This window comes from Streptomyces sp. NPDC042100 (assembly GCF_055582325.1).
The window spans coordinates 202,821-215,341 of sequence record NZ_JBVJDK010000003.1 but is presented as its reverse complement, the minus strand read 5'-3'; the positions used below and the strand labels follow the sequence as shown (position 1 = coordinate 215,341).

At 74.9% G+C, this 12,521-nt stretch carries 10 protein-coding genes; 5 read left to right on the top strand and 5 right to left on the bottom strand.

Annotated features, from left to right (window positions below; translation table 11 throughout):
* Positions 1-49 precede the first annotated feature (49 nt).
* The 4 genes from ACZ6J5_RS08350 to ACZ6J5_RS08335 all read left to right on the top strand — a co-directional run bounded on the left by ACZ6J5_RS08350 (position 50) and on the right by ACZ6J5_RS08335 (position 4,057).
* A complete protein-coding gene (locus tag ACZ6J5_RS08350; RefSeq protein WP_469389010.1) occupies positions 50-1,375 on the top strand; it encodes a M20 metallopeptidase family protein in 1,326 nt (441 codons plus the stop codon).
* A gap of 111 nt (positions 1,376-1,486) precedes the next feature.
* On the top strand, positions 1,487-1,765 hold the full coding sequence (locus tag ACZ6J5_RS08345; protein ID WP_469389008.1) for a polyprenyl synthetase: 279 nt from the start codon (positions 1,487-1,489) through the stop codon (positions 1,763-1,765).
* Positions 1,758-2,816: a polyprenyl synthetase family protein gene (locus ACZ6J5_RS08340; protein WP_469389006.1), complete on the top strand. Its 1,059-nt coding sequence runs from the start codon at positions 1,758-1,760 to the stop codon at positions 2,814-2,816. The genes ACZ6J5_RS08345 and ACZ6J5_RS08340 overlap by 8 nt, the downstream gene beginning before the upstream one ends.
* Positions 2,817-2,893: 77 nt before the next feature.
* The gene (locus tag ACZ6J5_RS08335; RefSeq protein WP_469389004.1) at positions 2,894-4,057 is read left to right on the top strand and encodes an oxygenase MpaB family protein; all 1,164 of its coding nucleotides are present in this window, start codon (positions 2,894-2,896) and stop codon (positions 4,055-4,057) included.
* A 2-nt stretch (positions 4,058-4,059) separates the two neighbouring features.
* Here ACZ6J5_RS08335 and ACZ6J5_RS08330 read toward each other — a convergent pair whose 3' ends face one another.
* Positions 4,060-4,959: a LysR family transcriptional regulator gene (locus ACZ6J5_RS08330; protein WP_469389002.1), complete on the bottom strand. Its 900-nt coding sequence runs from the start codon at positions 4,957-4,959 to the stop codon at positions 4,060-4,062.
* Between the two features lie 89 nt (positions 4,960-5,048).
* Between ACZ6J5_RS08330 and ACZ6J5_RS08325 the strand changes: the two genes are divergently transcribed.
* On the top strand, positions 5,049-6,689 hold the full coding sequence (locus ACZ6J5_RS08325) for an MFS transporter (RefSeq protein WP_469389000.1): 1,641 nt from the start codon (positions 5,049-5,051) through the stop codon (positions 6,687-6,689).
* A 51-nt stretch (positions 6,690-6,740) separates the two neighbouring features.
* On the opposite strand, the gene ACZ6J5_RS08320 is transcribed toward ACZ6J5_RS08325, so the two are convergent.
* The 4 genes from ACZ6J5_RS08320 to ACZ6J5_RS08305 form a co-directional block, all read right to left on the bottom strand.
* Positions 6,741-10,175: a molybdopterin-dependent oxidoreductase gene (locus ACZ6J5_RS08320; RefSeq protein WP_469388998.1), complete on the bottom strand. Its 3,435-nt coding sequence runs from the start codon at positions 10,173-10,175 to the stop codon at positions 6,741-6,743.
* A 164-nt stretch (positions 10,176-10,339) separates the two neighbouring features.
* On the bottom strand, positions 10,340-10,840 hold the full coding sequence (locus ACZ6J5_RS08315) for a tetratricopeptide repeat protein (RefSeq protein ID WP_469388996.1): 501 nt from the start codon (positions 10,838-10,840) through the stop codon (positions 10,340-10,342).
* Between the two features lie 34 nt (positions 10,841-10,874).
* Positions 10,875-11,699: a cache domain-containing protein gene (locus ACZ6J5_RS08310; protein ID WP_469388994.1), complete on the bottom strand. Its 825-nt coding sequence runs from the start codon at positions 11,697-11,699 to the stop codon at positions 10,875-10,877.
* Positions 11,650-12,411, bottom strand: a complete 762-nt coding sequence (locus tag ACZ6J5_RS08305; protein ID WP_469388992.1) for a FadR/GntR family transcriptional regulator — start codon at positions 12,409-12,411, stop codon at positions 11,650-11,652. Before ACZ6J5_RS08305 ends, ACZ6J5_RS08310 begins: the two co-directional genes overlap by 50 nt.
* Between the last annotated feature and the right edge of the window lie 110 nt (positions 12,412-12,521).

Genomic DNA, 12,521 nt, shown 5'->3' with positions numbered 1-12,521 from the left:
GTCTGGTGCCGCACGCCCCCGACCATCCCCCGGCGCGACGGAGGACCCCGTGAGCTCGGAAGTGACGGACGCGACGAAAGGCGCGGAGGCGCCTGACGACGCGGTCCACGCGGATCTGGACCGCGCCGCGGAGAAGGTGTCGGGGCAGGTGGTCGGCTGGCGCCGGCACCTGCACCGGCATCCCGAGCTGTCCAACCGGGAGGTGGAGACGGCCCGGTTCGTCGCCGAGCACCTGCGGGGGCTCGGTCTCGACGAGGTGCGGACCGGCATCGCGGGCCACGGTGTGGTCGGGGTGCTGCGCGGCGGGCGGCCGGGCCCGCGCACGGTGGCGCTGCGGGCCGACATCGACGCCTTGCCGGTGAAGGACCTGTGCGGCGAGGAGTTCGCCTCCGAGGTCGTCGACGCCGCCTATCCGGGCGGGCCCTTCCCCGTCTCGCACGCCTGTGGGCACGACTGCCACACCGCGATGCTGATGGGCGCGGCGACCGTCCTCGCCGGTGCCCGCGACCGGCTCCCGGGCACCGTGCTGTTCGTCTTCCAGCCCGCCGAGGAGGGGCCGCCGGTCACCGAGGAGGGCGGGGCGCGGGCGATGCTCGCGGCGGGCGCCTGCGCGGATCCGGTGCCGACGATGGTGTTCGGGATGCATGTGACCCCGTTTCCCAAGGGGTACGTGGGCTACCTGGCCGGCAACCAGTACGCGGCGTCCACGCTCGTACGGATCGTCGTCACCGGCCGGCAGGTGCACGGCTCGACGCCGTGGCAGGGCGTCGACCCGATGCCGGCGGCCGGCGGCATCATGACGGGGATCGGGCAGATCTACCGCCAGGTCTCCGCGTTCGACGCGGTCACCGTCACCATCGGGCACGTCGAGGACGTCGGACGGTTCAACATCATCGGCCAGACCGTCACCCTGTGGGGCACCGTCCGCTGCGCGGTCGAGTCGGACATGGCGGAGGTCCAGCGGCGGCTGACGACGCTCGCCACGCACACCGCGGAGGCGTACGGCGCCACGGCGGCCGTCGACTACCTCCAGCCCGTGCCGCCCGTGCACAACACGCGGGAGTGGGTGACCGCCGCCCTGCCGACGCTGCGCCGGGTGGCCGGCCCCGAGCGCGTCGTGGAGACCGCCGGGACGCTCGGCTACGACGACGTGTCCGAGTTCCTGAACCGCTTCGGCGGGCTCTACGTGACGCTCGGCGTGCAGGACACGACCCTGGACGCCGCCGGGCTGCCGGTCCCCGCGCCCGGCGGCCGCGGCCTCGCCACCAACCACAACCCTCGCTTCTACGCCGACGACACCACCCTGACGACCGGCGTCCGGCTGCACGCGCACATGGCGTACGACCACCTCACCGGTGGGCTCACGGCCGGATGACGCCCCGGACGACGACCGGAATCCGCGTCACCCTTTCGTGAGTTCCACCGCCCTCCCGCGCCGCCGCCCCGCCACTCTGGGGCGGACGGACCCGAGAGTGGGAGGGCGCGCATGACACGGGACGCGGGACACCGAGAGGGCCTGGACGACCAGGCCCTGTTGCTGGTGGCGGGACTCGCCGATCTGGCGATCGGCACACTGGGCTCGGCGTTCGGCACGGTCCGGGGCCTGCTGCGCCGCTCGGACTCGGCCGAACTGGCCTCGGACGCCGAGCGGGAGCTGCTGGCGCGCGGGCGCCTCGCCCTGGACCGCTACGCCGCCGCGCCGCCCCCGCACCTGGAGGTGCTCGCCCGGCACGTGGTGGCCCGCCGGGACGCCGACGATGTCTGAGGCGTGGGACCCGGTCGCGTTCAAGGCCCGCGTGGACACGGCCCTGCACCGGTTCGTCGCCGAGGAGGCCGACCTGCTGGCGGCGGTCGACCCCGCCCTCGCGCCGGTGGCCGTCCAGTTGGAGACGGCCACCGCCGAGGGCAAGCGGCTGCGGGCGGCGTTCTGCTACTGGGGCTGGCGCGCCGCAGGACAGCCCGACAGCGAGGCCCTCGTCCGGGCCGCCGCCGCCCTGGAGCTGGTCCACGCGGCGGCCGTCGTCCACGACGACCTCGTCGACGACAGCCCCCTGCGGCACGGCCGGCCCACCGCGCACCTGGCGCTGCGCACCGCCGTGCCGCACCACCCGGCGGCCGACGGCGCCGCCCGCTCCCTCGCCATGCTCCTGGGCGACCTGCTGATGTCGCTGGCCGGCCAGCTGTTCGTCACCAGCGGCCTGCCCGCCGCCTACCTCGGGCGGGCCCGCCCGCTGTGGGCCCTGCTCGCCCGGGACCTGGTCGCGGGCGAATGCCTGGAGATCCTGCACACGGGCGCCGTCCCCGACACGGAGGCCTCGCTGAAGGTCATCCGCTACAAGACGGCCAAGTACACCGTGGAGCAGCCCCTGCTGATCGGCGGCGCCCTGGCGGGCGCCGGACGGCTCCTCGGCGAGGGCTACGCGGCGTACGGGCTGCCGCTGGGCGAGGCGTTCCAGCTGCGGGACGACCTCCTCGGCCTGTTCGGCGACCCCGCCCGCACCGGCAAGTCCAACGGCGACGACCTGCGCGGCCACCGCCCCACGGCCCTGCTCGCGGAGACCTGGCGGCTCGCCGGACCCGGCGAACGCGACCGGCTGCGCACCCTCCTCGGGCCCGACGGCCCGGGGGCCGGGCCCGGCGCCCTGGCCGAGGTCCGCGCGCTCATGCTGCGGCTGAAGGCGCCCGACCGGGTCGAGGAGATGATCGCCGCCCGGGTCGACGAGGCGCTGGGCGCGCTCGACGCGCTCGACGTACCCCCGGCGAGCGCCGCCGCGCTCACCGCGCTGGCCCACTCGGCCGCGATCCGGCCGTCCTGAGCCGCCGCCCGTCCGCTCCCCGCCCCGTCCCCGCCTCCGTCTCCCCCGCCCTCCCCGCAGCCCGAAGGAGCCCCCGTATGCCCTCCACCGACGCGTCGCACGACGCCCTGCGCCGGGTCGGCGACGAACTCGCCGACGCCACCGTCGCCACGCTCTTCGAACGCGGCGAGGTGGGCACGTTCAACACCCTGATGCGGTACGTCTCCGTCGCCGGGGCGCCGCTGCCGGACGGGCTGCCCGAGGTGGCGCGCGAGTACCTGCACGTCACGAGCGCGGCACCGGCCTGGGTGGACTGGGAGGAGATGGAGAAGGCGCGGCTGTTCTTCATCGACAACGACGTGCACATCACCACGGCGCTGTCGTTCGCCTCGATGCCCGCCTGCTATCTCGTGCCGCACGTGGCGAAGCTGCTGTCGACGACCCATGGGCTGAAGTACCCGTCGAAGCGGATGGCGGAGACCGGTCAGTTCACCGTCCACCTGATGCGGCCCGACGCGTTCGAGGCCGGCGGGCGGTTCATCCCGGCCGCCCAGAAGGTGCGGCTGCTGCACGCCTCCATCCGCCATCATCTGATCCGCGAGAACCGCTGGGACACCGAGGCGCTGGGGGTGCCGATCTGTCAGGAGGACATGATCGGCGGGCAGATGTTCTTCTCGATCCTCGTCCTCGACAGCCTGCACCGGCTCGGCGTCCACATGTCCACGGAGGGTGCGGAGGCCTACTACTACGCCTGGAAGGTGGTCGGCGCGATCCTCGGGGTCGACCAGGACGCCGTGCCGCAGAACCTGGCCGAGGCCCGGGAGTTCCTGGACCGGTACATGATCCGGTACATGGGTCCGTCCGAGGAGGGCGCGCTGCTGACCCGGCAGCTCATCGACCTGTACGAGGAGGTCGTGCCCGGCACCTTCTTCGACCCGGTCGTCTCCGCTCTCATCCGCTTCCTCGTCGGCGACACGTCCGCCGACTGGCTCGATGTCCCGCGCACGCCCTGGGACACCGTGGTCAAGGCCGTGCCGCACCTGCTGGGCGTCCTGGAGACCATCGAGGACCGTTCCCCGCTCGGCGCCTGGGCGCTGGACCGGATCGGGCACCTCACCACGGTCTTCGAGCTGTCCTCGCTCACCCGGGGCCGCGTCATGCACTACGCCATCCCCGAGCACCTGAAGGCCGACTTCGGGGTCTCCTCCTCGGTCCCGCGCTCCCGGCGATGGACCCCGCCCGCCGCCGTCCTCGGCCCGTGACGCTACGCGGGGAGCCCCCGTCCGCACCGCACCGCCGTCTCGGCGAAGGCCCTGACCAGGGCGGACTCCCCCGCCTTCGGCCAGACCAGGCCGTACTCCAGCGGCGGCGCGTCGTGGAACGGGACGTACGCGATGCCCGGGCGCGGGTGGTAGCGGGCGCCGCGCGCCGCGCCCGGGGAGACGCCCCGGCCCGCGCCGACCAGAGACAGCACCTCCTCCCAGGTGGCCGCCGCCGGGCCGTGGCCGACGGGCGCGCCGGACGGGGTGACGGTCGGGTAGTGGGCGTCGCGCCAGGCACGGGGCATGCCCGCGCCGCTGGTCACGAGGGTCTGGCCGGCGAGGTCCTCCAGGCCCACGGACGCGCGGCGGGCGAGCGGGTGAGCGGCGGGCACCAGCAGCACCCGGTCCTCGCGGATCAGGACCGGCCCGCCGGTGAGTCCGGGGGCGGCGACCGGGAGCGTGGCGTACTGGACGTCGAGTTCGCCGTCCTCGACGGGACGGGTGCCCGCGTCGAGGGGGATCTCCCGGAGGGTGATCCCGCAGCCGGGGTGGCGGGCGAGGAAGGCATCGGCGGCGGCCGTGAGCAGAGCGGCGCCCCAGGGGGAGGCGAAGCCGACGCGCAGGGTGCCGAGCATGCCGCGCCCGGCTGCCGTGGCGTGTTCGAGGGCGGCGAGGATCTGCCGGTGGGCCGGGCGGAGTTCCTCGTGGAGGCGGCGGCCGACCGGGGTGAAGCGGACGCTGCGGCTGGTGCGGGCGAACAGCGGGGTGCCGACGCGGCGCTCCAGCTTCTTGATCGTCTGGCTGATCCGGCCGGTGGACACGCCGAGGAGTGCGGCGGTGCGCCCGAAGTGCAGCTCGTCGCCCAGGGTCAGGAATGCCTCCAGTTCATGTCGTTCGAGCACCGGACGACCTCCCTTCGTTTAGCCCTGCTCAACGCCGGTTGCATTGTCGCACCTTGATGGACGCGGGCCCGGACGGAAGCCTGAAGGGCGTGACAGCCCTCTCCGCGAGCCCTCGAACGACGCCCCCCGCGTCTCCCGTTCCTCCCGCCGCCCTCGGCTCTCCCGCCCCCTCCCTGAACGTGCCGGTCCTGGCCGTCGCCGGGGCCGTGACGGTCGCCAATCTCTACTTCCCTCAGCCGCTGCTCGCCGCCGTCGCCCAGGGTCTCGGCGTCTCCGGCCGGGTGGCGGGGCTGCTCGCCACCACGGCGCAGCTCGGGTACGCGCTGGGCATCCTGCTGCTCGTGCCGCTCGCGGACACCGCGCGGCTGCGCCGCCTGACCCGCGTCCTGCTCGCCCTGACCAGCGCCGCTCTGCTCGCGGCTGCCGCCGCGCCCAACGTCCTCACGCTGCTCCTGGCGACCCTCGCCCTGTCGACGACCACGGTACTGCCGCAGATCCTCACCCCGGTGGCGGCCGTCCTGGCGGGGCCCGAGCGGCGCGGCCGGGTGGTCGGCCTGATCGGCCTCGGGCTGACGCTCGGCTCCACCCTGTCCCGTACGGTCTCGGGCGCCGTGTCCGACGCGAGCGGCAGCTGGCGTGCGGCGTACCTGGTGGCCTCGGTCGCGACGGCGGGGCTGCTGTGCGTGCTGCCGCGCGCGCTGCCGGAGCGCCTCGGCACGCCGGGCGCGCGCCGGGTGCCGTACGGGCGGATGCTCGCCGGGCTGCCCCGGCTGCTCGGTGTCCACCGGGCGCTGCGGGTCTCGGCGCTGGTCGGGGCGTGCGTGTTCGCCGCGTACAGCGTCTTCTGGGCGGCGCTCGTGTTCCATCTGGCGGCGCCGCCGCTCGGGTACGGGCCGGGGGCGGCGGGGCTGTTCGGGCTGCTGACCGTGCCGGCCGCGCTGGCGTCGGCGTGCGCGGGCCCGCTCACCGACCGTTTCGGTGCGGGCCGGGTGGGCCGCTGGGCGCTCGGCTGTGTGGGGCTCGGGCTCGCCGTCGCGGGCCTCGCGCCGTGCGCTCCGGTGGCGCTGGTGGCCGGTGCGGGTCTCGTCGTCCTGGGCACGAGTTCCTGCCAGGTGGCGAACCAGGCGCGGGTGCTGGGCCTGGGGCGGGAGGTGGCCGCCCGGGTCAACACGGTCTTCATGCTGGCGACGTTCGGCGGCGGTGCGCTCGGTTCGCTGGCGGCGGCGTGGCTGTACGGGGCGTACGGCTGGCGGGCGACGGTCCTCGGCGCGGCGGCGTTCGCTGCGCTGGGCGTGTGCGCGGCCTCGTGGCGTCGCGTCCCGTCCCTCCCGACTTGCGCCGCGCCCGCCACAGGGAAGGCTGGGGGTACCGGTCCGCGCCCCTCTCAGGGAGACACGATGCAGCAACCCGCCGCCCTCGACCTGGGCGCCCTCGCCGACGAGCACCTGGCCAAGGCGCGCACCGCGCCGCACGGCCGCAGCGCCCATCTGGTGGTGCACGACGGAGTACTGCGCCAGAGCGTGATCGCCCTGACCGGGGGCACCTCCCTCGACGAGCACAACGCCCCGCCCGCGGCGACCCTCCAGGTCCTGCGCGGCCGTGTGGAGCTGACCGCCTCGGGCCGCGCGGAACGACTGGCGGCCGGCGGGCTCCAGATGATCCCGAAGGAACGGCACGGTCTCACGGCCCTGGAGGACGCGGTCGTACTCCTTACGGCGGTCAACGACTAGGGCGTGTCTCCTGGGCCGGCCGATCGTCGTCGCGGGTGTGCTCAGGTCCGCTCACAGGTCGAGGACCAGGTCGGACGTGGGCAGGGACTGGCAGGTCAGGACCTCGGTGTCGGGCAGGTCCTCGGGAGGGGACACCAGGTGCGCGGCCGTGCCCTTGAGCACGGTGCACGCACAGCTCTCGCACTGGCCGACCCGGCAGCCGCTCGGCATGGCCACGCCGGCCGCTTCGCCGAGGGCGAGGAGCGGGCCGTCGTTCTTGCGCCACGTGGCGCTGCGCCCCGAGCGGGCGAAGGTGACGGTGTAGGCGGCGTCGTCGGGAACGCTCACCTCCCGGCGGGCCGGGCGGAACTTCTCGCTGAACACCTCGAAGCGCGGCACCCCGCGCGCGATCAGGGCGCTGGTGAGGGCGTCCATCATGGGCTGCGGGCCGCACATGTAGAAGCGGGCCCGCCGCCGGAGGAGCCCCGGGTCGACGCTGTCGGCGGTGATGAACCCGGTGTGGTCGAAGTCGCGGCCGGCGACCTCGCCGGCACGCGGCGCCGCGTAGTGGTCGACGATCCTCAGCACGGGTACGCGGGTGGCCAGTGCGCGCAGCCGGTCCCGGAAGGGGTGGTCGGCCGCGTGGTTGTTGCCGTGGTGCAGGACGACCTCGGGGACGGTACCGCCGGTCGCGGCGAGCGTCTCCAGGTAGCTCAGGAACGGGGTGATGCCGATGCCGCCCGCCAGCAGCACCACCGGGCTGTCGGTGTGCGTCGGGATGGCGAAGACGCCTCCCGGGTTCGTCAGGTGCAGCCGGTCGCCGACGCGGAGCTCCTCGTGGACGCGCGTGGAGAAGGCGCCGCCGGGGATGTGGCGCACCGCGAGTCCGTAGTCGGTGCGTCCGCTCGCCAGCGCCGGGCCGGTCAGTGAGTAGCCGCGTCCGTCGGCGGGGTCCTGGAGGGTGCCGTCGGGGTGTTCCGCGCGCACCGTCAGGTGCTGGCCGGGCCGGTAGTCCGGCAGCGCACCGCCGTCCTCGGGGGCGAGCCGCAGCCCACGTACACCGGGGCTCACCTCGGTGAGGGCCGTCACGGTGAAGGGGCGGGTCCCCCGCCAGGTGCCGTCGCCGGGCAGCGGAGCGATCCGGCAGGCCGCGGAGCGCAGCGGGGCGGAGCCGCTGAGCGGGTCGGTGTCGGCGTGGTCGACGAGCCGGTTGAAGTTGCTGCCCGCGGTGGTGAGCGGGTCGGCGCCCGGCAGGGCGAGGTCGGTGGCCTCCTGCCACCAGCCGTATTCGCCGACGACGACGGAGGGGTGCAGGGAGTCGTCGAAGCGGGCGCGCAGCCGGATAGAGCCCAGGCGCGTGGTGAGCTCCAGCCACTGGCCCTCGCCGATGCCGTGGGCGGCGGCGGTCCGTGGGTGCAGGTCCACCGAGGGGTCGGCGGCCCGGCGGCGCAGTGAGGTGAGGGAGCGCTGCTGGCTGTGGACGAAGTAGCCGTGCTTGGCGCAGGTCAGCACGAGGGGGTAGGCGGCGTCCGTGGGTGCCGGGTCGTGGTGCTCGGGCACCGCCGGGTACCCGTGTTCCAGCAGCCGCTCGGAGTACAGCTCGACGCGTCGGGTCGGCGTCGCGAAGCCCGTCACGGGAGTTCCGGCGCCGTCGTCGTCCGCTGTGGCGGCGGCGTACTTGCGGTAGGTGTCCTCGCGGGGCACCCGGACGCCGCCCGGGCGTCGGCGCAGTTCCTCGACGGTCAGGCCGAGGGGTTCGAGCTGCCAGTTCCAGGCGGCCTCGATGTCCCCGTCGAAGAAGTCGGCGCCCATGCCGAGCCGGCGGGCGAGGTCGAAGACGAACTCGGTGTCGCTGCGGGACTCGCCCTGTGGTGCGACCATCCGGGGCCGGAGCTGGACCTGTTCCTGGGCCCGGTGGCTGACTTCGAAGCCGAAGCGCAGGGCCTCGTGCTCGTAGGCGCTGTTGACCGGCAGGACGATGTCGGCGGTGCCGCTGGTGGGGTTGTGGAAGAGGTCGAGGTGGACCTGGAAGTCCAGGGTGCCCAGGGCCCGTGCCGTGCGGTCGGAGTCGGGCTGGGCGACGACGAGGTTCGACCCGAAGCCGACGAGGGCGCGTACCGGGTAGGGGCGGCCGGTCTCGATGGCGGTGCACAGGTCGCCGGAGTTGATGTAGCCGAACGCGGGCGGGCCCAGCGGATGCTTGTCGAGCCCGAGGGCCTTGGCGCGTTGTCCGGGGGCGAGCTGGGCGAAGGAGGTCGCCGGGTTGTAGGCGGGGGCGGGGACGACGTGGTTGCCGCCGGGGGCGTCGTAGGAGCCGGTCAGCGCGTACAGGGTGGCCAGGGCCCGCTCGGTCTGCGCGGCGTTCGCGCTCTGCCCGACCCCGGTCCACCCGTAGTAGGTGACCGAGGGGGCGGCCGCGATCTCGGCGGCCAGTTCACGTATCTCCCGCTCGGGGATCCACGTGGTGGCCGCGACCCGCTCCGGGGTCCAGGGCGCGCAGGCGGCGGCGTAGTGCTCGAAGGCGGGCGCGCAGGCGACCGCGGTACCGTCGCGCAGGGTGACGGTCCGGGTTCCGCGCAGCGCGAAGCGCTCCGGGCGGACAGCGGCACGCGCGGTGTCGTACGGCTCGGGCCGGCCGGTCTCCTCGTCGAGAACCACGAAGCCCGGGCACCGTTCTTCGGCGCCGGGGAGTTCCCGCGCGCGCAGGAACCGGCCGGAGTCGGCGCGGACGAGGAGGGGCGCGTTGGTCCAGGCCCGGACGAACGCCTCGTCGTACCCCTCGTCGGCGATCAGGAGGCGGGCGAGGCCCAGGGCGAGAGCCGCGTCGGTGCCGGGCCGCACCCGCAGCCAGTGGTCGGCCCGTAGCGCGCTGGTGGAGCGGCGCGGGTCCACGACGGCGAGCTTCGTGCCGCTCGCCTGGGCGGCCGAGAGGGCGGCGGACTGGGCGAGCCACGTCTTGGCCGGGTTGAAGCCCCACAGCAGGGCCAGACCGGCCTTGGCGTAGTCCGGCGGCGGGATCGGCGAGCCGAAGGTGAAGGCGTGCGCGAAGTCCTTGTGCCAGTTGCAGATCTCCGCGCTGTAGACCGTGTTCGGGCTGCCGAAGGAGCGGACGAATCGCTCGATCCACTCGGTGGCGTCCGACACCATCGTCCCCGAGGGTGTGGCCACCGCGAAGGCCACCGCTTCGGGGCCGCTTTCGGCGGCGATCGCCCGAAGCTTCGCGGCGATCTCCTCCATCGCCTCGTCCCAGGAGACGGGGACCCAGCCCGGGTCCGGGTCGGACTTGGGGTTGGTCCGGCGCAGCGGGGTGGTCAGCCGGCGCGTGCTGTGCGCGATCTCGGGGGCCGAGCGGCCCTTGGGACACATCGCGGTGCCGGTCGGATGACCGGGGTCGGGCCGCACGCCGGTCAGCCGGCCGCCCTCGATCGTGAAGATCGCACCGCAGCGCGACTTGCAGAGGGTGCAGAAACCCCTCTTCTCTTCGGACACGGCGGTTGCGACGGGCACGAAATCCTCCTGGCTGACGGACCTCTCTCCATGGCACCGTCTGCGGCGCGCCGCCGACCAGCGGCGATCGTCGTGATCTCCGGCGGGACGGCCCGGTTCGGAGGGGACTTGCTCCCCGGACCCCTCGGGCCGTTCGGCCCGAGGGCAGCTCGCGCGCGCCGGGCTCACTCCACCCGGTCGAGGTCCTCCGCGTAGTACTCGATGGCCTTGCGGTACCCGCGCACGTGCGGGTCGGTGCTGGTCTCCGCGAGGAGGCGGAGCAGGAGCCGGGTGGAGTCGTGGTGCCGGCCGGTGTTGTAGAGCGCCATGGCGAGGAAGGCGCGCAGCGCGCCGTCGTCCGGGAACTCCTCGGTGCCGCGCCGCAGGGTGGTGACGGCGTCCTCGTAGCGGCCCAGGGTCCGGTAGGTGCTGCCGAGGCCGAGGAGGGCGCCCCTGCGGTCCTCCGTGCCGAGGCCCTCGGCGGCCAGGGCCTTCTCGTAGTACGGCACGGCCTCGGCCTCCAGGCCGAGCACGTCGTGGGCCCACGCGGTCTGGTAGGCGATCTCGGGGTCGTCCGGGTGGTCGGCCGTGAGGACGAGGAGCCGGTCGCGGGCCTCCTCTCGGCTGCCGCGCTCGCGCAGGGCGACCGCCTCGGCCAGCCGGGTGTCTCTGTTCTGGGTGTGCACGGGGCCATCCTGGCAGCCGGGTACGGGCCGAGTGTCACCGGTCCGGCTGATCCGGGGTCACCAGGACCAGCGGGGTGCCCGCGCAGGGCGTCAGGAGCAGGGAGCCGTGGCGGTGGCCGGAGGGGCGGGCGGGGCCGGTCCCGGCGTCGGCCAGGACGGCGGCGAAGTCGGGGCCCTTGGTGAGGAAGCCCGCGAGGTGGCCCGGGTCGGTGGAGGCGGCGACCCGGCCTCGGGCGTTCACCAGGCGGGCGGGGACGGGCAGCCGCTGGAGCTCGGGCAGCACGGCCGCCTCGAAGTGGCGGAGGTAGACGTCGGCGGCGGCGACCCCGGCGAAGCGCCCGCCGGTGTGGACGGGTGCGGAGAGGGTGAGGCTGTACTCCTCGGAGCAGAGGTAGTCGACGTAGGGTCCGGCGACGGCCCGGCGGCCGGTCTCGCGGGGCAGCGCGTACCACTCCCAGTGGGTGTAGTCGGAGTACGCGGAGTGTGCCGGGTCGAGGTCGAGGAGCAACGGGCGGACGGTGTCCTCGGGGCCGCGCTGCCACCACTCCAGCCAGCCCGGCGCGTCGGCGAGGAGGCCGGGGGCGGCGACGAAGCCGGCGCCGGAGACGAGCGGGTGGGCGGCGAGCGCCGCGCGCAGTCCGGGCCGCAGCGCGGCGAGTCCGGCGGAGACGGGGGCCCGGCCGCCTGCCGTCGCGGCGGTGAGCAGCTCCGCGGTCTCGGCGCGGATCGCGGCGACGGCGCCGAACACGCCCTCCAGGGTGTCGCCGACGCGCCGCGCGACGGCTGCGGGCCCGGCGGGGCGGGGCGGGTCAGCGGTGGCGGCCCCCTCGGGGCGGGCGAGCCCGGTGCTCCTGGCCATCGGTGTCCTCCTCGGGAGCGAGCCGCAGGGCGATCAGCCGGTCCACGGACTCGCGGACGCACTGCTCGGCCAGCATCCTTGCCCGTTCGTCGGCCTCATCCTGCACGGCGGAGATCACGGAGCGGTGACGATCCGCCACGCGTCCGGGATAGCCGGGCTCGTCGAGGACGAGGACGAGGAGGGCGCCCAACTCGGTCTGGAGCGCGATCTCCTCGCGGGTGAGCCGGGCGGACTGGGCGGCGGCGGCCAACTCCACGTGGAAGCGTCCGTAGAGGCGGCTGCGGGCGGCGGGGTCCTCGGCGGCGGTGAACTCGTCCACGGTCCGGGCGAGCGGGCGCAGTTCGCCGGGTCCGGTGCGGCGGGCGGCGAGGAGCGCGGCGGCGCCGGAGACGGCGGCCCAGTGGTCGCCGAGGTCGCGGAGCTCCTCGGTGGACCAGTCGGCGAGGCGGGCGCGCAGCCGGTCCTCGGGCGGGCCTTCGGGGACGGTGACGAAGCTGCCGCCGCCCCGGCCCCGGCGGGTGGTGACGAGACCCTGCTGCCGGAGGGCCATGAGGGCCTCCCGCAGGGTCACGGTGGAGACGCCGAGCTGGGCGGCCAGCTCGGCCTCGCCGGGCAGCTGCTCGCCGTCGGCGAGGAGTCCGAGCTCTATGGCGTCGCCGAGCCTGCGCGCCACGGTGTCGACCCGCGCGCGGGTGTCGACGGGGGTGAACACGGTCCTGCGGGCGCTCCTGTGCGCGCCCGCGCTCTGTCTGCCGTCTCCGTCTGGCCTCACGGTGTACCACCTCGCGCGTTGACTCAGCCTTTACCTTAAAGGGGTCTTGA

Bases quoted from the DNA above. Each gene is read 5' to 3' on its own strand.
- ACZ6J5_RS08345 (WP_469389008.1), top strand. From the start codon at position 1,487: ATGACACGGGACGCGGGACACCGAGAGGGCCTGGACGACCAGGCCCTG.
- ACZ6J5_RS08310 (WP_469388994.1), bottom strand. From the start codon at position 11,699: ATGGCCAGGAGCACCGGGCTCGCCCGCCCCGAGGGGGCCGCCACCGCT.
- ACZ6J5_RS08335 (WP_469389004.1), top strand. From the start codon at position 2,894: ATGCCCTCCACCGACGCGTCGCACGACGCCCTGCGCCGGGTCGGCGAC.
- ACZ6J5_RS08340 (WP_469389006.1), top strand. From the start codon at position 1,758: ATGTCTGAGGCGTGGGACCCGGTCGCGTTCAAGGCCCGCGTGGACACG.